Annotated in this window: 18 protein-coding genes and 2 pseudogenes; 11 read left to right on the plus strand and 9 right to left on the minus strand. The window is 58.7% G+C overall.

Annotated elements, in window-relative coordinates; translation table 11 throughout:
• Positions 1–122: 122 nt before the first annotated feature.
• The 4 genes from NKJ40_RS17290 to NKJ40_RS17305 all read right to left on the minus strand — a co-directional run bounded on the left by NKJ40_RS17290 (position 123) and on the right by NKJ40_RS17305 (position 4,241).
• Positions 123–1,325, minus strand: a complete 1,203-nt coding sequence (locus NKJ40_RS17290; protein ID WP_352467049.1) for a PAN domain-containing protein — start codon at positions 1,323–1,325, stop codon at positions 123–125.
• The gene (locus NKJ40_RS17295; RefSeq protein ID WP_352467050.1) at positions 1,309–2,895 is read right to left on the minus strand and encodes a hypothetical protein; all 1,587 of its coding nucleotides are present in this window, start codon (positions 2,893–2,895) and stop codon (positions 1,309–1,311) included. Before NKJ40_RS17295 ends, NKJ40_RS17290 begins: the two co-directional genes overlap by 17 nt.
• Positions 2,896–3,146: 251 nt before the next feature.
• A complete protein-coding gene (locus NKJ40_RS17300) occupies positions 3,147–3,845 on the minus strand; it encodes a thermonuclease family protein (RefSeq protein WP_352467051.1) in 699 nt (232 codons plus the stop codon).
• A 123-nt stretch (positions 3,846–3,968) separates the two neighbouring features.
• Positions 3,969–4,241 (minus strand): hypothetical protein, encoded by a 273-nt coding sequence (locus NKJ40_RS17305; RefSeq protein ID WP_352467052.1) that lies wholly within the window; start codon positions 4,239–4,241, stop codon positions 3,969–3,971.
• Positions 4,242–5,162: 921 nt separating this feature from the next.
• Between NKJ40_RS17305 and NKJ40_RS17310 the strand changes: the two are divergent.
• A pseudogene (locus NKJ40_RS17310) lies at positions 5,163–5,441 on the plus strand (integrase core domain-containing protein); the annotation flags it as partial.
• Positions 5,442–5,564: 123 nt separating this feature from the next.
• Here the strand turns inward: NKJ40_RS17310 and gmd are convergent.
• The 3 genes and pseudogenes from gmd to NKJ40_RS17325 all read right to left on the minus strand — a co-directional run bounded on the left by gmd (position 5,565) and on the right by NKJ40_RS17325 (position 7,922).
• Positions 5,565–6,635, minus strand: a complete 1,071-nt coding sequence (gene gmd / locus NKJ40_RS17315; RefSeq protein WP_352467053.1) for a GDP-mannose 4,6-dehydratase — start codon at positions 6,633–6,635, stop codon at positions 5,565–5,567.
• Between the two features lie 141 nt (positions 6,636–6,776).
• A pseudogene (locus NKJ40_RS17320) lies at positions 6,777–7,078 on the minus strand (nodulation factor ABC transporter ATP-binding protein NodI); the annotation flags it as partial.
• A 370-nt stretch (positions 7,079–7,448) separates the two neighbouring features.
• Positions 7,449–7,922, minus strand: coding sequence for a hypothetical protein (locus NKJ40_RS17325; RefSeq protein WP_352467054.1), 474 nt, complete (start codon positions 7,920–7,922; stop codon positions 7,449–7,451).
• Positions 7,923–7,966: 44 nt separating this feature from the next.
• Between NKJ40_RS17325 and NKJ40_RS17330 the strand changes: the two genes are divergently transcribed.
• The 6 genes from NKJ40_RS17330 to NKJ40_RS17355 all read left to right on the plus strand — a co-directional run bounded on the left by NKJ40_RS17330 (position 7,967) and on the right by NKJ40_RS17355 (position 15,244).
• Positions 7,967–8,329: a hypothetical protein gene (locus tag NKJ40_RS17330; protein WP_156937465.1), complete on the plus strand. Its 363-nt coding sequence runs from the start codon at positions 7,967–7,969 to the stop codon at positions 8,327–8,329.
• A gap of 393 nt (positions 8,330–8,722) precedes the next feature.
• Positions 8,723–9,712 (plus strand): nodulation protein NodZ, encoded by a 990-nt coding sequence (locus NKJ40_RS17335; protein WP_352467055.1) that lies wholly within the window; start codon positions 8,723–8,725, stop codon positions 9,710–9,712.
• A gap of 242 nt (positions 9,713–9,954) precedes the next feature.
• Entirely contained in the window at positions 9,955–11,370 is a 1,416-nt protein-coding gene (locus NKJ40_RS17340; protein WP_352467056.1) for a mannose-1-phosphate guanylyltransferase/mannose-6-phosphate isomerase, read from the plus strand.
• 676 nt (positions 11,371–12,046) lie between these two features.
• Entirely contained in the window at positions 12,047–12,343 is a 297-nt protein-coding gene (locus tag NKJ40_RS17345) for a DUF4917 family protein (protein WP_352467144.1), read from the plus strand.
• A gap of 237 nt (positions 12,344–12,580) precedes the next feature.
• Positions 12,581–13,039, plus strand: a complete 459-nt coding sequence (locus NKJ40_RS17350; protein ID WP_352467057.1) for a (2Fe-2S)-binding protein — start codon at positions 12,581–12,583, stop codon at positions 13,037–13,039.
• A gap of 3 nt (positions 13,040–13,042) precedes the next feature.
• Positions 13,043–15,244 (plus strand): xanthine dehydrogenase family protein molybdopterin-binding subunit, encoded by a 2,202-nt coding sequence (locus NKJ40_RS17355; RefSeq protein WP_352467058.1) that lies wholly within the window; start codon positions 13,043–13,045, stop codon positions 15,242–15,244.
• 741 nt (positions 15,245–15,985) lie between these two features.
• On the opposite strand, the gene NKJ40_RS17360 is transcribed toward NKJ40_RS17355, so the two are convergent.
• Positions 15,986–16,225 (minus strand): tyrosine-type recombinase/integrase, encoded by a 240-nt coding sequence (locus NKJ40_RS17360; protein WP_352467059.1) that lies wholly within the window; start codon positions 16,223–16,225, stop codon positions 15,986–15,988.
• 147 nt (positions 16,226–16,372) lie between these two features.
• Here NKJ40_RS17360 and NKJ40_RS17365 point away from each other — a divergent pair, with 147 nt between their 5' ends.
• The gene (locus NKJ40_RS17365) at positions 16,373–17,227 is read left to right on the plus strand and encodes a metal-dependent phosphohydrolase (RefSeq protein ID WP_352467061.1); all 855 of its coding nucleotides are present in this window, start codon (positions 16,373–16,375) and stop codon (positions 17,225–17,227) included.
• Between the two features lie 264 nt (positions 17,228–17,491).
• Here NKJ40_RS17365 and NKJ40_RS17370 read toward each other — a convergent pair whose 3' ends face one another.
• Positions 17,492–17,722 (minus strand): hypothetical protein, encoded by a 231-nt coding sequence (locus NKJ40_RS17370; protein ID WP_352467062.1) that lies wholly within the window; start codon positions 17,720–17,722, stop codon positions 17,492–17,494.
• A 104-nt stretch (positions 17,723–17,826) separates the two neighbouring features.
• On the opposite strand from NKJ40_RS17370, the gene NKJ40_RS17375 reads away from it, so the two are divergent.
• The 3 genes from NKJ40_RS17375 (at position 17,827) to NKJ40_RS17385 (ending at position 19,923) form a co-directional block, all read left to right on the plus strand.
• Positions 17,827–18,894: a cyclic nucleotide-gated potassium channel gene (locus NKJ40_RS17375; protein WP_352467063.1), complete on the plus strand. Its 1,068-nt coding sequence runs from the start codon at positions 17,827–17,829 to the stop codon at positions 18,892–18,894.
• 287 nt (positions 18,895–19,181) lie between these two features.
• Positions 19,182–19,637: a YybH family protein gene (locus NKJ40_RS17380; RefSeq protein ID WP_352467064.1), complete on the plus strand. Its 456-nt coding sequence runs from the start codon at positions 19,182–19,184 to the stop codon at positions 19,635–19,637.
• A 34-nt stretch (positions 19,638–19,671) separates the two neighbouring features.
• Positions 19,672–19,923 (plus strand): hypothetical protein, encoded by a 252-nt coding sequence (locus NKJ40_RS17385; protein WP_352467065.1) that lies wholly within the window; start codon positions 19,672–19,674, stop codon positions 19,921–19,923.
• The last annotated feature ends 139 nt before the right edge of the window (positions 19,924–20,062 follow it).

Genomic DNA, 20,062 nt, shown 5'->3' on the forward strand with positions numbered 1-20,062 from the left:
ATCTTCTTCCATCACAAGGTGTCCACCTATTTTGGTGGACACCTCATGCATCAGAGCACTCAACAGCAAAAGGTGCGGGGAAATTCGCGCTTACCCTTGAGGATAGGTTCTTCGCTTCAACTTTAGTTGGCGACGCTCTTGATGCCAGATGCGACCGCTGCGTTATCAGCGGATTGGGTTATGCTGTTGAAAAGGACACACGCACTTTCTTTTTTGCGGAAATTGAACCCTAAGCAGGATTTGTCGTTTGCACATTGCAGTATGCAGTCTGGATATCGGAGCGGAGAGGTCCAATAGGCGTTGCCAGAAATTTCCGTTTTTGTGGCGAACACCAAATTCGAGTAGCGCAAATTGCTCTCGACCACTTTTTTTGCGGCCATGATCGACTCTTCGCTTTTGACCAGTAGCGATGCGTCCCCTTTCATGAAACAAGCTCGAAATTTTGTGTTATAAGTAACCGCTAGACACCTGAAGTCGGTGTCGCAGGCGGTTTGACACTGCTCAGAACTCACGTTCCTAATTGGCATATCCGGCAGGTCGTTTCCGATCGCGTCCCACCCGGACACGACAACAAATCCACTATCTGGATCGACCTCTGTCGCAGGAGTTTCTGCGGGGACAGTTGCGGCCTGCTCTCGTGACGAGTCAGGAATGATGTCTGAAGACGCAAATGTGCGACCATCCAGCCACGCGCATCTTGTTGCAAGATCGACGGCGGATGAATCATTAAGGCCGACCAACTGAAGCGTCTGAGCAGCAGCGCCAGGCCCGGCTGGTGGCGCTGTCGGTGCAGAACGAGCTGCCAATGATACATTTACGTCTACGCCGTTCACACTCCGCCGAGAGTAACACCACGCTCGGTCCCAGGTTTGGTCGTTCTCATCCTTGAAGTGGTGACCTGTGATTAACTCCCAAGTGGTGCCTTGGAACTCGACGTTCTTGGTGGCGAACTTGTTGAAGTCGACGGTCACCACGTCAGGCTTGGTAGGGACGTCAGCCTGGGGCGCCTGCTCCTGAGTTGGCTTTGGAGTTGGAACAGGAATAGGCGGCTCATCTTTTGGGGAGGTGAGATCGCTTGGCTGCTCTATGATCGGCAAAGCCGCCGGCTCCGGCAAGGTTTTGTCCCATAGACCAAGATTGATGCCCAGCCCAATCCCGACCGCCGCCACTGCAATGGCTCCGCCAGTCGCCATTCGGCGAAAGGCGGTCGCTCGGGCTGTCTTCTCTTGGGCCGCGGCTTGAGCCTGCAAGGTTGGAATCGCTGACCTTTTGACGGCGAGATCGACGGCTTGCTCAAGCAGGGTGGTATTATGCCGGACGAGCACTTTTGCGACCCTTCATTGATACCGTCACGAGGTCTGAGACCTCAGGCGGCAAATCCTGGTCGAGGGCCTTGCGAAGGACTTCGGGATCATCGGTGAAGAGCGGAACATAGAGGATCTCTTTGACCACCTTTTCCACAGGCACCTCAACCCGCTTCTCAACCTCTTTCTCGACCATAACTTCGATTGGTACCTTAATCGTTCGAATTCGGCGCCACCGCCAACTCAGAAGCATTCTGCGGAGCAGCCTGGAAGTCTTGCTGTCTGAATTGTCCTCTTCTCGGGCGGCAATGCGCTGGAGCGCTAGAGCGACCATTGCCGTAATTGGTCCCGCGAGCGCGGCGATGAGCGCGAGCGAGCCGAACCAAATCACAGAGATTATTCCGGCCTGTGCCTCAGTCACCAGTTCAGGTTTGCTGCCGTACCACCGTGAGGCAATACGGCGGACCTGATCTGTCCGCGCCATTGGGATCCGCTCCTTGGCCAAGGCGCTGAGGGCTTTGGCAATCTGGTCCTGTCTGACCTGGTTTTGCGCCGAGGTGTTTGCCTTGTTGGCTTCTGCCGCCTGGGCATCTGCGAGCCGTTTGCCCGCTTCATCCAATCGACGCTGCCAAGCCGCGGCATCACTATCGCGCGTTTGCTCCAGAGACGAACGCCTATCGACAAGCTTCTGCCTCTGGTCAGTAGTCATAGGAGGGCTATTTGCCCGCAAACGATCGAAATTTTCGCGCAGCGCAGCAATCTCTTGATCGAGCGGCTCAATCCGAGTGTCGAACTTGGTGATAATTTTCGTGCGGGGGTTGGCAAGTTTAGCCACTTCCGATTCTAGCCTGCGTGCCGAGTCGCTGTCGCCTGAATCGCGCGCCATCTTGATACGTTCAACAAAGCTGTCGCGTTGGCGCTCAAACTGATCGACAGCGTCTTTAACTTCGCGATCACGCTGTTGAATCAGCGCCGATCGAACAGCATTTTTCTCATCCACTTGATCGCGAACACGCGAGGCCTCTGGAGTAAGGGCTGTCGTTCCCTCCAATTCCGCATTGGCCTCGGCAATTTGCGACTGAGAGGTCGCACGCGATTTTTCTGCAAGAGAGGTCAGCTGCTCAATTTCGGAACGGGCTTGATCGACCTGATCGGCTCTTCGACCAAGTTCGTCAGCAGAGGCGAGCTTTGTCGCTTCCTGCTCAAGGGCATCAATCTTGTTTACGAGCTCCTCATAACGCAGCTGACGCAATGCGCCTGCCCTCTCCATCCCCATAAAGACAGTTTCGAAAGTGATGCCTGCAAGAACCAGGAGGAAGACCAAGATTATGGGCTTCCAGAGCCAAGACGCGCTGAAAAGCAGTGTAGCTATCGGTATCTTGGTGAGCTCCGCGATTGCCACCATGAGAAAGGGTGCACTGGCGAGCGTCAAATCCATTGCAGTGACAGACTCGCTTGCAGAAAACGCTTGTACGCCTAATGCTACACCTGTCGTAAGACCAATCGCTGCGGCCGCAATCTCTAGGGCCCAGGCACCACGGTAGGTCCACTGGCCATAGCTTGCCAGCTTTTGACTCATCACAGTCTGCATTTTACTCGCCCCCCCGACAGGGCAACATCACGCCTTGATCGCCTGCCAGCATACATTTAACGGTTTTGAAAGTCTTAGTTAAGGCGTCTCTCCTCTCTATTGTCGCAATAACTTTTTCTGCCCTTCAGATATAGAATACCTCGTCAAAAAAATGGGGTTAGCAGACCGCGTCGCCCATGCATGGTTTTCGTTGGATCGGTGTAAGCGGAAAGCCGAACAGGCCGTAGCGCGCTTACTCCGTTACATTTCAGCTAGCAGAGTGTTTCGCATGCGATCCCATCCTTGTCGCGATCGAGTTTTCCGCCCCATGAGCAGTTTTGCAGGTACCAGTTGGCTTCGTCGCAGGAACCGATCTGCTTGCACGTTCTCCGCGGCTCGCAAGAATAGCCGCTCTGCGCGACCAGCTTACGGCTGATGATGCCCAGCGGGCGACTCGACGGCGCCGCGCCGTCGGCGTGCGCAGCGCGCCATTCCCAGGGTGCCTGAAACGTCCCGGCCCACAGGCCGATCTTTGAGGCTTGGGCTTGCGCCTGCTGCCCCCCATAGGCGCCCTGGCTGTAGTGAGGCCAATCCAGCGCCTGGCCGTGCTTGACCATCCAGGCGGCCACGCCCGCGCCGTCGGCGCGCCGACAATCGCCGACAAAGCGGTGGTAGCGGTCCCACGTCACGAATGTGCATTCGAGCGGCCTCGACGCGGCCAGGAAAGTGTCCAGCGCTTCGGCCGATCGCCGGCCGCAAGGATACTCGGCGCCATTCGCATCGCGGCACAGCTGCCGGCCCTCTGGCGCGTCGATGCCGTTGAAGCGGACGCGCTGGCCGTGGATTTCGATCGTATCGCCGTCAATGACGGAAGCGACACCGGTAAGCGAGGCGGGCGCCGCCCTTTGTGGGCTGGCCTTTGATGCATCGTCGCTACGTTGCGCGCCCGACGGCGCCAGGAAGGCGGCCACCGCCGCCGCTGCCGTAAGACCGAGCATTGCCGGCACGCTCGCAAGTTGGCGCCGCCACAGCTTGGCACCGGTGGGTCTCTGCCACCGATTGGATCGATATTTGCGGTATGGCCTGCTCATCCGCTACGCCGACCAGCCCGGCCATGCGCTGTCGACCATGGGCAGGCCGGCGCAATAGTAATCGTCAACGAACCGCCCGGTGGACCGGTCGCGGCAGCGCCAGATAACGCTGTAGTTCTGGCCATAGAATTGGTCCCACGCGACGCCATAGGTTTGTGGTGGCGGTGGCCGGTAATATGTTCCGCCTCCATAGCCGTTGTTGGCAGCGACACCCACAGCTGCGCCGCCGACAGCCGCGATCGCTATGCCTGTCGCGACAGCATTGTCGGTTTGCACAAGCCTGGTGCACCTCTCTGCTGTTGCGCCCCTGCGCACTAGAAGGGCCGCTACCCTGCTACGATACTGTTCGTCCGTGCTGCTGGCGAGAACGTGACATAGCGCAACGGTATTCATTGCCGTGAGATCGCTGTCCGACAGGACAGCGGTCGTAGAGCAGCCGCTGACGCACAGGGCTGCACTTGCGATGAGTGCTCCAATTTTCATGTGAATCCCCCAAACAAATATTGGGGCGAGTCCGACCTAGAAGTCCAGAGTTTTGTTTTTCACTTTGCTACGATTCACAGCATGCTGCGGCTAGCTGGCATCCACTGCAACCAACCCTTCCGCCGGTCGTTGACTGATGCTGGGTTGATCTCAGCCACTCCAGAACTTGCCCGCTGGCTCAAAACCGGCGGGCTTTTTTTCCGCGACGCCGGAAGGCTCTATCTCGCCGTATGTTGTGGTACATCGGCACGCCGTCATCGGGCCGTGCCGTTGACCGAGGTGGTCCCTCCGCCATGGTCGGCCGGCGCAGCCTTGACCGTCCGCGCGGGCCATCCCAATCAAGCCCGCTGGCTTCGGTCGGCGGCTTTTTATTTGATGCCCGGCGCCGTCGGCTTGGATCTAGATCCTCGCCAGTGCCGGATTGAAGGTAAGCTGCGGCGGTATGATCGCACTTCGCGCGGGACGGACCATTGGTGTGCAGCAAGAGCGCCGAGTTCATTCGGCCAAGATTCTGCACTAGGCCGAGGTAGGTGAAGGCAGATAGCTATCCGGTAATCGCTGAGATATTGGAGATAATGTTCCCCCATGGAGGTGTGTACCAGTATTATAAGTTTCCAAACTTCATGTACGAACGCCGTGGACGAGCTGCTGTGTGCGCTTGCCGTAAATCGCTTCCGCGAGTTCACAGTCGGAGGTTGGCTAGGACCCTAACGCGAGAGCTTCAACGGCCCCCTTCGCGATGAACTCCTCAACGAGACGCGGTTCACGTCCCTGGCCCAGGCCCGCGCGAGGCTCAATGTATGGCGCGCCGATTACAACGGCGCGCGTCCGCACTCGCACATCGGATGGCAGACACCCAACGAATGTGCATCGACCTTCAACCCGCGACGGTCGCTCGCGCTGCGCAACGTGAAACGCTCCGCGCCAGCACCCGTCGCGTCCACCGGCCATCAGGGCAAATCCACCCCCGGAAACGAACTCACGACTGGATAGAATTGGGGGAAACGTCAGGGCGGCCATAACTTTGCAGTCTTCAGACGCGAGGCGGCCTACAACAGCGCTGCCCACCATGCTTGTGGCCCGCGACCCACACGGCTTTTCCCTTCAGATCGTACATTATGCTTCCTTCATGATTACCGATGTCTGCATGACCTTGAGGTCTTCCCGCACCATTTCCGCGGCGAGCTCGCGCACGGATGTCTCATGCACCCAGCCGAGCTTCTCCTTCGCCTTGGTGGCATCGCCCAGGAGAAGATCGACTTCCGTGGGGCGGAAGTAGCGTGGGTCTACCTGGACTAGGCATCTGCCGGTCTCGACATCATAGCCCTTTTCGTCGACTCCCTCACCACGCCATTCGAGCGCGACGCCGACATCTTCGAAAACCCATTCGACGAATTGGCGGACAGGGGTCGTCTTGCCCGTCGCCAGCACGTAATCATCCGGTTGATCCTGCTGCATCATCATCCACATACCACGCACGTACTCACGCGCATGGCCCCAATCGCGTTGAGCATCCAGATTGCCGAGATAAAGCTTGTCCTGCTTGCCGAGGTAGATAGCAGCGGCGGCGCGGGTGATCTTGCGCGTCACAAAAGTTTCGCCGCGCAGTGGGCTTTCATGATTGAAGAGAATGCCGTTGGAAGAATGGATACCATAGGCCTCGCGATAGTTGACCACGATCCAGTAGGCGTAGAGCTTGGCGGCGGCGTAAGGGCTGCGCGGATAAAAGGGCGTTGTTTCGTTCTGCGGTACGGATTGCACGAGGCCGTAGAGCTCTGAAGTCGAGGCCTGATAGAAGCGGGTCTTGTCCTTCAGACCGAGGAGGCGGATCGCCTCAAGAAGTCGCAATGTTCCGATACCGTCGGCGTTTGCTGTGTATTCCGGCGTTTCGAACGACACCTGGACATGGCTCTGAGCGGCCAAGTTGTAAATCTCGTCTGGCTGGGATTCCTGAACTACTCGGATGAGATTAGTCGCATCAGTGAGGTCACCGTAATGCAAAATTAGGCGCGGATCGGGATCGTGCGGGTCTTGGTAGATGTCTTCGATGCGACCCGTGTTGAAGGAAGAGGAACGTCGCTTAATCCCATGAACGACGTAGCCTTTTTCCAGCAGAAGACGGGTAAGATAGGCACCATCCTGTCCCGTTATGCCCGTAACCAGAGCAACTTTCCTGTTCTCGCCCATTTTCTTCCTGCTCTATTATAGTTGAAGTTTCGACTCCGGCTCGCCACACCGCCAGCAAACTGCGGCCCGCCCCATACCCTATGATAGGATTTCGACAGATGCGGCGCGGAGCTCGTCATTGACAGTGTCAGCCAGCGAGCACACCTGCTCCTGCTTGGAGGCATAGCAAAACAGAGTCTCGCCGCTAACCTGCCTAAGTCGCACATGCGGCCTGAGTGCCGAACTCAGCTCACGGGGTGAGCGACATAGATTTCAATCACGTCGCACCCGATTTGCTCATCAATCAGCGAGTGAGGACGCACGTCCGTTCTCAAGCACGCAGGTCGGTTGCATAGCCGCTCCGCTTCTTCCACGAAGTGGGTGGCCAGTAGAATCGTCTTGCCCTGCGCCAACAGGGCACGTAGCCATTCCCAGATAAAATGGCGGGCATGTGGGTCCAAGCCGACAACTCCACCTTACCGCTCTCTTGCGCTAACCAAGTAATCTTAATCATTGCCTGCTTCAGCGTCTTCTAATGGAAATTGTTTTGATCAGTGAAATCGATTGTTTGGATGAGGTGCATCCATAAAATGGATTGTTTGACAGGGCAGCGCGGCACATCGGCGGCACAAAGTCGTGGGCGCGAGGTTTCGCTCCGCGCGAAGACAAAGTTCGTGGCAGTCGGGGGCTTTGGGCGAACCGCACATTTGAGACGGCGGCGAAAAGCCGGGTAGGGCATTACGTATTGACCTCCAAGGAATTTCGGGCGCGCTAGCCCGAAAACGGTAGCTGGGCTTCAACGATGGGGGGACGAGGCGACCATCAAACTGTGTTTCATACTGTAGGCGATCGCAGTGCGGCGAATTTGAACGGCCGCCTTTGCCAGCCCTCGCCATCGCATCCGGCTACAGGTGCCGAAGATCTTCTCGATCCGAGTACAAATTCTGTGGATCGGTTGGTTCCAGGCGTCGAGCTTTCGGCCTCGTCGCGCCCCCACAGCGGTTGCGACGATGCGCGGCCTTCCACCCTTGGCGCGCACCGCGTCGCCGAGATGATTGCCTCGGTAGGCGCTGTCGGCAAACACTTCGCCGGGATTGTCGGGCAGAGCATCAGGAACGGCGTTGCCGTCCTCGGTGTGGGCGCCGTGACGGCGATCTCCTCGACAAGGGCCGTATCGGCGTAGGCACCGAAATGGGCTTTGAAGCAATGAAACGCTGGTCGGCGCTTGTACTTGACCCAATGGCCCTCTTCATCATCTTCGCTGGCCGAGGCGATGATCGCCGCATCGACAGGCGTGCCGATCTTCACCTGGATCGCTGAACTGGCGGGTGATCTCGGCGAACAACAGGGTCATGAACCTCAAGGGCCTGTCGAAAACGGACGAGAGCGGGTTCGCACAGGTGTCGGCTCCGACACCGAGAACCCGCAGAACCGTCGGAACGATCCTCCACATGGCTGCAGACGCCAAAATTCCTCTCTCGGCCGTCGTCGCACAGCATCGCGTGCCAGTCGCTCAGTCCGGCCGGATCGAAAGCTATCCGGTCGACACGAGTTGCGCCATGTTGGCGCACTTGAAAGCGTCAGAGGGCGCTGTGTCGCATCTTTCGATGGGACCGGACGCCATGATGGCCATAAATGACGTGGATGGCCTGCGCCTGACATTCGACGGCTGGCGGGTCCTGCACATCCGTCCTTCAGGAAACGCCCGCAAATGACATGTTACGTTGAGGCAGTTAAGAATTGGACTTGAAAAAGGGACTTTGTGGACTGCCTCGAACGGCTGTTTCGCTTAGCAAAGCGCGGCCTCGCGTCAGCAGAGGCCCATCGTCAAGGAATGCCTTAGTATCCAACACATGGATGGGCCACATCCACGCAATCAATTTTACAGATGTCGCCCGGCGCATTAGAGAACGCTGAATTTAACCGGAAGCGGGAGTACCCGGCGTCAAGATTTGCGAGCGTCACAGAGATAAGGATAGGCAGTGCAGAGGGAGCTCTTCTGCCCCACGCGCAGCCTCTACCAAATCGCCCGGCGTAACGGTCGACTAGTATCGATTAAGAGATCCCAAGCCAGATGCAACCTCGTCTCTGAAACGAAATTTCCGAAAATGCAGGTCAGTGGATTGGTAAAGCGCAGGTTCGTCGTCTCTCAGAGGCGTACTGGGTTCGGTGATTGTCTATGGTCGCTGGCGGCCGCTTGGCGCTACGCTCAGCGGTCGGGACGAACGCTAGCCGTCGACTGGCGCGGGTCCTGCTATCTCGACCAACCCTTCACAAATGCCTTTCCGGTGTTCTTCGAACCGATCAATGACATCGCTGGCGTACCGGCTATTTGCGACGACCGGATCAACGACTTTTCCTTCCCGGGTCCATTCTTCCCGGAGTGGTGGAATAGGCCAGCGATCGACTGCCTTTACCGCCCAGATGAGCAGATTTTCCAAGAGCGCGACGAGTTGGGCGAGCTCTTTCAGGCCGAACACGATGTCGAAGCGAACACAGTAGTGTGTGACGCTTGTTTGATGTGGCGCTGCGATGAGGATGCCGAGCGGCAGGTCTTCCAGAGTGTCAAGCCTCGGTCTGAAATTCAAACACGCATAGATGCCATTTACCAAGAATGTTTTGAGGGGCACAGCATCATCGGGGTTCATGTTCGACATGGTAACGGTGAAGACATCATGGACCATGCGCCCTACTGGGCCGATCCGGAGTTCGCCGTTCGACAAGTGTGCACTGCGGTTGATAAGGCTAAAGCGTTACCGCACCCCAAGCCTGTGCGGCTGTTCTTGTGCACGGACAGCGCGCAAATCCTGGATCACCTGTCGGCCAAGTTTCCCGATCTTCTCACCGTCCCCAAGCATTTCCGATCCGATCAAGACGGCCCCTTACACACTGCAGCACTTGGGATGGACGGCGCAATTTCCGCCCTCGTTGAGATGTATCTTCTCGGGCGCTGCGATACTGTAATTCGGTTTCCTCCGACGAGCGCCTTTACACGATATGCACGCCTTTTCGTACCACGCGTAATTGAGTTCGATCTGAAGGAGCCAAGTCGTTTGATTTTGATAGAAGACAGCCAAAGAATCTCTGGTCTCAGTTAAGACCCGCCCCCTGCACAATTCGGCGGATGCAACCAACAGGCATAGTTGAATGTCCATTTCTCATCGAGGCCACGGAAGCGTCGTACGATACCGATAGCGTCGTCATCTGAGGCCGTTCGGCAACGCGCCAGAACTTCGCCGTTACTCGGAAGCCGCAGACCAAGCCAGAGCGACGGCGATCGTGACGCTAACGCTCGAAAGGGCGCGGGCAATCACTCCAGAGACGAAATCGAGGTTGTTATATGAAAGTGGTTCCCGTCATCATCAGCGGCGGAGCCGGATCGCGGCTATGGCCCGCCTCAAGGCAATCGCACCCTAAACCTTTCCTCAAAGTGGCAGACGGGCATTCACTGATGCAGCACACTGTGCTGCGCGTCGGTTCGATAAAGGGCGTAGTGGAACTCGTCGCCGTGACATCTGGGGAACACCTCTTCCTTACCAAGGACGAGTTCGACGAACTAGATTCCGTGGTCCTGCCACGCACCTTTCTGCTCGAGCCTGAAGGCCGGGATACGGCCGCAGCCGTTGCGGCAGCCGCCATCCATGCCAAGGCAACGCAAGGCCCTGACGCGATTCTATGCGTCTTCCCAGCCGATCACATGGTTGGCAACCTGCCTGCATTTTTAGACGTCATGTGCCGGGCCATCGAACATGCGAAGCTCGGGCGGATCGCCACATTGGGCATCACCCCAACCAGACCGGACACGGCATTCGGCTATATCGAAGCGGATGGTGAGAAAGTCGTCCGTTTCGTTGAAAAACCGGATCTGGACACAGCCAAAGCCTATGTCGCGTCCAAGCGCTTCTTCTGGAACGCCGGCATTTTCTGCTTTAGCGCACAAACCATGCTCGACGAGATGGCATCGCATTGCCCCGCGGTGATCCGGGCCGTCTCCGACAGCTACGAGAACGGGCGCTTCAGTCAAGGCGAAGGCTTTGCCAAAATCGAACTCGCGCCTGAGCATTTCGGCTCCGCCCCGCGAATCTCGCTCGACCACGCTGTCATGGAGAAGACGAACAAACTTGCCGTGGTTGCCTGCGACATGGATTGGAACGACATCGGATCCTGGAACGCAATGGCCGATTTGATCGCCCCCGACGAAAGCGGGAACAGGATACGCGGCGATGTGCATATGGTCGACACGACCGGCAGCTATGTGAGCTCCGACAAGCGCGTCATCGGCACGGTCGGTGTCAGCGATCTGGTGATCGTCGATTCCCCGGACGCTTTGCTTGTCGCATCCCGCGACCGCGTTCAGGACGTCAAGAAGCTGTTCGAGGGCCTCAAGGCTTCAGGACATGAAGCTCACCTGGTCCATAGCACGGTACACCGGCCGTGGGGTACCTACACGGTTCTTGAGGAAGGCGAGCGCTTCAAGATCAAACGCATCGAGGTGAAGCCCGGTCGGCGGCTGAGCCTGCAGATGCACTATCATCGTTCGGAGCACTGGGTCGTGGTCAGCGGCTCCGCGAAAATCGTCAATGGCGAGCAGGAGTTGTTCCTGGCGACAAACGAATCAGCCTACATCCCCTGCGGCCATAAGCATCGGCTGGAGAACCCAGGCAGAATTGACCTGGTGATCATTGAAGTGCAGAGCGGCGATTATCTCGGCGAGGATGATATCGTTCGCTTCGACGACGTATATGGTCGAACGTAGATTTCACCCGCGCATGACGAGAACGGTCAACGTGTCGCTGACTAATTACCACTAGGAAGGCCGTCTGCCCACTCAGGACCGGATACTTGTGGAATCGGGAATTGACCAAGGCAGCGGCGAATGACCGCAATCGGCATCAGGGTGGGACAAATCAACCGGAAAAGACCGGAGAGCATAGTAACGCAACACAGTCCCACTGTCGAATAGCCTTTGATAGTTCTGACTTTCCAAGCACCCTCAGGGCCCACCAAAATTATATCAATGGCTTATGGCCGACTTCGCTCTGAAGTGGGCCAAATCGACCTCGCTGTCCCCGCAGCACTCAGTTTGATTGTTTTCGCATGAAAACGAGCAAGGACAGGGGGAGGGCGATCTTGTGCTGGCTTCTATGTCCAATCTTGCTCCTGTTCGTCGTCAGGTTGTGTGCAGCCCATGGCGCGGCTATCGCGAGGCTGGAAGGCCTCCGATCGATAGGTGCGGCGAACGGCGGCAACGAGGTGCGAATAGGATGGCTGAGCGTATGATCGAGAATACCGCAGCTGCGGTCTAGCGCGAAATGCAGCGTCTGTGACTCATCGGTCATTGCAGCGCGATGAACCGGAAATCATGACCCTAAGCCGCCCTTCATCAGCCCACCAGCGCCCAGAAGAAAGCGAAGATCCGTCACAATGCCTACCTGTACCAAGGCTTCAAGCAGTTCACCGCGAATGTGAAGACCGCCAGCCATTGCTTCTTCATTTTCGGCCATTCGCTCGCTACGAAGGACGACCACATCCTTAACCGCATAGCGCGTGGCAAGTTTCGCAAGCTCTGTGTTGGCATCTATGGTGAACCAGCATCCGCGGATAACCAGCAGATCATGAACCACGCGAACGAGCTAGCGGTGCAGCGCAACGAAAAATCGCCGCTTGATGTCGCCTTTTATGATGCTGCTACAGTTCATGTCTGGGGTTTCGGCTTAGAAGCGGAATGACTGCCAACCAGGTCATCGAGCCGGAAACTGACCGGCCGGTCGGCCCAAAAATGACATTCAGTTGCCTCCAGCCTTTCGACACGAGCCACTTCACGATCTCGCGATTGCCAGCTAGCGGCTTGTTGCTCGAGCTGCGCGATCCTAGTCTGTGGTCGCTATGCCTCGGCAATAAGAATCCGGTTCCTAGCCGGGCGGAGGCGCAACGAGATAGCCAGCTCAGGACAAGGAGAGCAAACCATGGTCGCTTTTACCCTCAATGGCGAGGCGCGAACACTCGACGTCGATCCAGAGATGCCGCTGCTCTGGGCGATCCGTGACGGCATCGGACTCACAGGAACGAAATTCGGTTGCGGCCTTGCCCAGTGCGGCGCTTGCACGGTTCACGTTAACGGCATGCCGACGCGCTCGTGCCAGACCGCAGTCGGCGACATCGAAGGAGCCTCGATCACCACCATTGAGGGCGTGTCGGGCAAGATCGGCGAAACGGTCCAGGCCGTGTGGGCCGAGTTCGACGTACCTCAATGCGGCTATTGCCAGTCTGGCCAGATCATGTCGGCCGTGGCCCTCCTGACAGAGACGCCGAAGCCGACGGACGATGATATTGATTCGGCGATGAGCGGCAATCTCTGCCGCTGCGCCACCTATCATCGCATCCGCGCGGCCATCCACGAGACCGCCAACCGGCTGGAGACTTGAGGCATGTTGCAGTTTCTCCCGAAGCATAATGCCGTGGGGCCCACGCGGCGCCAGTTCCTCCTCGGCACGGCCGTCACCACCGCGGGCTTCGCCGTGGGCTACCGGCTAATGATGGCCGCGCCCGCCAACGCACAAACGACGCCTGCAGCGGTCCAGGCGAACCCCTTCCAGACCTATGTCGAGATCACACCGGAGAACCGAATCGTCATCCACTCGTCGCAGTTCGAGATGGGACAAGGCTCCTATTTCGGCATCGCCACCCTGGTTATGGAAGAGCTCGACGGCGCCTGGGCGCAGGTCCACGTGGTCGGCGGATATGGCAATACCGCGCTCTACGGCAATCTCGCCTGGGGCGGGGCCGCGCAGGGAACCGGTGGCTCCACGTCGATGAGCTCGTCGTGGGAGCGCTACCGCAAGGCGGGTGCTGCCGCACGGGCCATGCTGGTGGCGGCCGCGGCGCAGCGGTGGGACGTGCCAGCCGGCGAGATCACAGTCGCTTCCGGGGTCGTGTCGCACGCCTCAGGGATGCAGGCGCGCTTCGGTGACCTGGCTAAAGCCGCAGCGGGAATGCCGGTTCCCGACGACGTGCCGCTAAAGCCGCGCGACAAGTGGGCCCAGATCGGATCGGACAGCCTCAAGCGCTACGATTCCGCCGGCAAGACCAATGGCGCGCAGACCTACACGATCGACCTCAAGATAGATGGACTCAATACGGCCGTTATGATCCATCCGCCGAAGTTCGGCGCTGAGATCGAGAGCTTCGACGCCTCCAAGGCCAAGGCACTCGACGGCATTGTCGATGTCGTCCAGACGCCGCGCGGCATTGCCGTGGTCGGCAGGGACATGTGGACGGCGCTCAAGGGCCGCGATCTCGTGGAGGTGACCTGGAACGAAGAGAAGGCCGAAAGGCGCGGCACGGCCGAGATCATGGCCGAATACACTAAGGCAGCAGACGATCCGGGCGCGGCCACCGCGCGCGACGACGGTAACACTCCCGCAGCGTTGGCCAGTGCTGAGAAAGTCATCCAAGGGCACTACGAATTCCCCTATCTTGTCCATGCTTCGATCGAGCCACTCAACGCGGCCGCCCGAATCAACGAAGACGGCACCATCGACGTCTGGGGCGGACACCAGATGCCCGATCTTTATCAGGCGGCTGCCGCTCAAGTAGGCGGCACCACGCCGGACAAGGTGAGGCTGCACGTGATGAAGACCGGCGGCAGCTTCGGCCGCCGAGCGGTCTCGGACGCAGATCTCATTATCGAAGCTGTTTCCACAGCGCGTGCACTGGGACCCGGCAAGCCAGTGAAGGTGCAGTGGACCCGCGAGAACGACATGCGGGGTGGGCGGTACCGGCCGGTCTATGTGCACGCAGTCAAGGCGGGGCTCGACAAGGAAGGCAATGTCGTCGCTCTCCATGACCACATCGTGGGCCAATCGATCGCGGGCGGTTCGCCCTTTGCGGCGATGATCGAGAACGGCATCGATCCGACCTCCGTGGAGGGCGCCACCAACCTGCCCTATGCGATCCCGAACCTGAAGGTCGAGCTGACCACGACGGACGTGAACATCCCAGTGCTGTGGTGGCGTTCGGTAGGCTCCACCCACACCGCTTACGCAATGGAAACCCTGATTGATGAGCTCGCCGCCGCTGCGAACCGTGATCCGGTCGATTTCCGCTTGTCGATGCTCGGTCACCATCCACGGCATGCCGGCGTGCTGAAATTGGCTGCTGAGAAGGCAGGCTGGGACAAGCCTCTGCCGGAAGGCCGTTTCCGCGGCGTGGCCCTGCATGAAAGCCTCTCGACCTATGTCGCCGAGGTGGTGGAGATCACCTTCAACGATGCAAATGATTTCAAAGTCGACCGCGTCGTCTGCGCGGTAGATTGCGGCACCGCGATAAATCCTGACCAGATCCGCGCTCAGATGGAGGGCGGTATCGGCTTCGGGCTAGGCGCGATCCTCCAGGAGGAGCTGACCCTGACGGGCGGTGTCATAGACCAAGAGAACTACGACACCTATACGCCGCTCAGGATCGAGCAGATGCCGCGCGTCGAGGTGCACATTATGCTGTCCGACGAGCCGCCCACGGGCGTTGGCGAGCCCGGTGTGCCGCCGATCGGCCCGGCCGTCGCCAACGCGCTACGGGCGGCGACGGGCAAGACGATCCGCAAGCTGCCGATCATAAAGAACTTGTCAGCATAGCCGGGAATGACACCATGAAAACGGCCGCGATGAAGATCGCGGTCGTAGGTCGTTTTTGAACGCCTCCTGACAGGCGATCACCTCCATTCGATCAATTTCCGGCGGCTGCCCGGTCCAATATCCGGTTTAGAGACGGTAACCCGTGTTCTGAACGACCGCAGACGGTCGTTGGTGCTGGTAGCACTGAAGAACCGCTTTCGAGACGCAAATGCCGCACGCAAATGTCTCGAAAGGGTCACGCTAGAGACTTTTGTACCACCTATTGCATGTCTGCTATCGCTTTCTGGGCGCGAGAAGCGGCCGGTCCTCTGACGGCCCCATAACAGGACATTGATGTCTTCGCGCTGAGCGTCAGCAGTTGGCTCTACCGCGACCTTTCTCAGGAAGGCTGCACACCGACGCGATCTTCCTTTCACCTTGCGCAAACCTCCCTTCCGAGTGAGGCGTTCAGTGCGTCGGCTTGGTGGACTGAGGCACTTCTGAGTGGGACAACAACATTGAAAAATATTGGAAAAGATTTGAATGCTCTGAAGTCCCACTGATCTCTTACCAATTGATTTTTATGGCTTTCTGAATACCCTCCGGGCCCACCAAAGTATTGGATTTTATTGCGAAAAAGTGGCCTCGGCCCAAAATGTTTTGGGCTCATTATGGGCCCAACAAAAAAAGCGGCCGATAAGCCGCCCTGCACCGGTCCGATTGAAACCATTCATTTGATGACGCATAGCGGTGTCCGCTGCTTTATAGCGTCGCGTTTCGCCTCCCGCTTGTTGATGGCGGGGCGATGTCGACGGCCATCCGCTTCTTGTTGGCCTTCCGTACGTACGCGTCCGTCACCGTCATCGAGGAATGTCCCATCGCTTCCATAATGGCGCGTGCCTGGATGTTGCATTCGGCGAGATACGTGCCGAAGGTGCGGCGCAGACGGTGCAAGGTGTAGCCGTCCGGAATGCCGGTCTGCTTGTTCCAATGTGCCATCATGCCGGTGATGGCGACCGCAGCAGCATTCGGTAGTCGCCGCTCCCTTGGGGGCCTTGGTCCTAAGATAAGATCTACGCCGGAACCGTGCTAGGATGGCCGCCACGCGGCGCGACTTGTCGTGCTTCAAAGCGCTCGGGAACGATTGTAATGCTCAATCCAATCTCCATAATGGCAGACCGGCTCGGCGATTATCTGTCAGAACTCTATCTCCAGTATTTCTCGCATCGCAATCCGGAATATGCGAGTTACATAGGCGGGGCGGCCCGCCTTGTCCTGGAGCGCATCGGCAATTCGAACGCGCTCTATCACAACATCGAGCATACACTGATGGTTACGCTCGCTGGCCAGCAGATCATCCGCGGCCGGCTGCTTTCGGAATCCCTGATTCCCGATGACTGGCTGCATTATACCTGCGCGCTGCTTGTCCACGACATTGGCATGGTGCACGGCGTATGCCAGGGCGACACCGAGGACAGCTTCGTCATTAACGACCGCGGCGACCGCCATACGCCACCGCGGGGCGCCTCCGACGCGGTTCTTGCGCCCTATCATATCGAGCGCGCCAAGATCTATGCGCGCCAGCGTTTTGCTTCCTCGAAGTTCATCAACGAGGAGCGCATTGTCGAGTCGATCGAGATGACGCGCTTTCCGGTGCCGAACGATCCGGCCTACCAGGTCACCAACACCGAGCCGGCGCTGGTCAGGGCCGCGGACCTGATCGGCCAACTCGCTGATCCCTTCTACCACCGCAAGCTGCCGGCGCTGTTTGCCGAGTTCTCTGAGATCGGAATGGTGGAAAAGCTCGGCTGCAAGACCGCCGCCGATCTCGGCGCCATCTTCACCGATTTCTTCACGCTGCAGGTAGAGCCCTATATCGGCGACGCGATCCGCTATCTGGAGCTGACGACCGAAGGCAAGCAGTGGATCGCCAACCTCCACAGCAACCTCTTCCAGTCCGGGCATCGCCCGGCCAGGATCGGGCCGTTCCCCGGCGTGTTGTAGCCGACCTCGGCGAGCCTTTCGGTGTAACTTAAGAGCCCGGGATTGTTTCCTTTTTCCACCTGTGCCAAGCCGGCATCCGGCGGCTGTCGACGAAGGTGAACGCCGGGTCGAGCTGCCTTGCCACGATCGCGAGAAGGCGAAATGCTCAACATGCCGCATTTGGGGTTCTCGACGGCATTGAGGCTTGCCCGGACCGGAATCCGGACGAAACCCTGATGGCGAACCGGTTGAGATTGGCCGATGAGGTTCGGCTGGCCTGTTAGCTCAGGCCGGAAGGCGAGCTTCGCGCCCGACGCCTGGTACTAGACGAACCGACATGATGATCACCAGCCAGCTTGGCGCTTCTGCCGCGTCGCGTTGCGGCGTCCGATATTTCAGTTTTCCGTCGCGATCCCATGTCGTCTTTTCTCCGAAGCTGACCTTCGCGGAACCAATTGCAATTGTCCGGATCGGGTCATTGTCGGTTGTGGGCTGTCTGTTCACTTTCCCGGACATCTGAGTTCACCGTTGGTGATGAGCATCGCAGCGAAAGTAAGCACCTTTGCGCTTGCCTTGAAGGCATCCTATTCTGGAGGGTAGTATCCGCTCGTGGGCATAGAATGTCGGTACTGCCTTTCTTAAGAATTTACGCGCCGCTCAACGCGCTGCTGGCTGCGACTGGGCTTGTGGCGGTGGCTGCGCTCACGACACCGGACATGTCCGGACGAAGCAGACTGGCTTTGGCTGCCGTGCTCGCGGTCATTTGGGGCGTCTATCTCCTGGAACTGGCCGAGACGCTGCTCAAGCGCCGGGCGGGAGACGTTCGGGACAGGACGGCGGCAATCGCCATAGATGTGCTCGCGGTTTTGGTTCCGCTAGCCGCATTTCTGCTCGTCGGCACGCCCGACTGGAGCCTCTACTGTGCTGTCTGGCTGCTGAAACCGCTGCGCGACTCGACTTTCTTCCCGCTGCTGGGCAGGATCCTGACCAACGAAGCGCGTAACCTGATCGGCGTCACCACGGTCTTCGGCATCGTTCTATTCGGTGTTTCGCTCGCGGCCTATGTCATCGAGCGCGACGTCCAACCGGAAAAGTTCGGCAGCATCCCCCAGGCAATGTGGTGGGCGGTGGTCACGCTGTCCACCACCGGCTATGGCGACGCTATTCCGCAAAGCTTCGCCGGCCGCGTCCTTGCCGGGGCGGTCATGATGAGTGGCATCGGCATCTTCGCGCTCTGGGCTGGCATTCTTGCCACCGGCTTTTATCAAGAAGTCCGTCGCGAGGATTTCGTCCGTAATTGGCAATTGGTCGCCGCCGTGCCGTTGTTTCAGAAGCTCGGCCCGGCCACACTAGTCGAGATCGTGCGCGCATTACGACCTCGCATCGTGCCGGCGGGCGCTGTGATCTGCCGCAATGGCGAGACCGGTGATCAGATGTTCTTCGTCGTGGAGGGGCGCGTCAGCGTCGCGACGCCGAACCCGGTGGAGCTTGGCCCTGGCACCTTCTTCGGCGAGATGGCGCTGATCACCGGCGAACCGCGCTCGGCGACCGTCAGCGCCACAACGGTGGTCTCACTCCTGTCGCTGCACTCGGCGGATTTCCAGATGCTGTGCAGCAGCAGCCCGGAGATCGCGGAAATCATCCGCAAGACCGCGCTCGAGCGGCGCGGCGCGGCACCTAAGGGTTGACCGTACTAGACTAGGTGTTCGTCAGGAGGAGGATGCGCTGCCAAGACTGCCAATTGCCTGCCGATGGTGGCTGGCTGGAACTACATGGTGCGGCTCTATCGGCCACGCGCGGAGGTTCTGGACGGTACGTGGAAGTTCGGTCATTCAGAGGGCCGCAACTGTGCTTGCGCTATCATATCAGAAAAACATAATGTAAGCCGCGTCTGGCCATTGAGCGCGCCCGCGGCGCAGTCGGATTGGCCGCTATCCATCGGGTGGGCATGTGGAGCACGCAAAGGGAGGACAAAATGAGACTGGCTCAGTCATTTGCATTTGCTGCTTTGCTGCTTCTTTCCTCTGCATTGTCTGCGGCCGCCCAATCGGCTCGCGAGGACATCGAAGCGGCGTTGACAAAATTCATGGATGCCTTCAACAGCGGAAACGCGGCAGCGGTGGGTCAGATGTATACGGACGATGCCGCCCTGCTGCCGCCCGACAGCAAGCGCATCGATGGCCGCAAGCGCGTGGAAGAATTCTGGCAGGGCGCAATCAAGGCCGGGATGAAGAATCTCACCCTAAAGGCGCTGGAAGTGGAAGGGAGCGGGAATCTCGCCTACGAAGTTGGCGCATTTACGCTCGGTGTGCCGAGCAAAAGCGGCGACCCCTCCACCGTCGCAGGCAAGTACATTGTCGTCTGGAAAAAAGGCGACGACGGGACATGGCGTCTGCATCGGGACATTTGGAACTTGGGTGCGGCCCGATAGGGATGCCGTGACCCCTGAGACCGGGGAGGGCGAAGTGTCCGACGAACCAATTACCGTTCTGATGGTCAATGAGTATCCTGACTACATTGATGCACAAGTATGGGCTGCTGAGCTAAAAAGCCGTGTGCCGCAGCTGGAGTTCAGGCTCTGGCCAGACGCCGGGGACAAAAGTGACATAGATGTTGTGCTGATCGACATGACCTCGCCCGGGAGGCCGCCAGCGGCGGTGATGACCAAGTCACGCTCGCCGGCGCGGGAGTTCACGACGGTGATCATTTGGGCGTAACTGGGAACAGGCTGGCGACGTCAGGCAAGACCGTCCGGCTGCAGTTAGGAAGTTAGTCGCGACCCACGGCGGACCGCCCCGTGCGCGCGCGCGGCGTACGCAAGCTGCATAGCCTCAGTCCCCGGATGTGATCAGAGCC

It is taken from the genome of Mesorhizobium sp. M0119, assembly GCF_040322615.1.
Classification (GTDB): domain Bacteria; phylum Pseudomonadota; class Alphaproteobacteria; order Rhizobiales; family Rhizobiaceae; genus Mesorhizobium.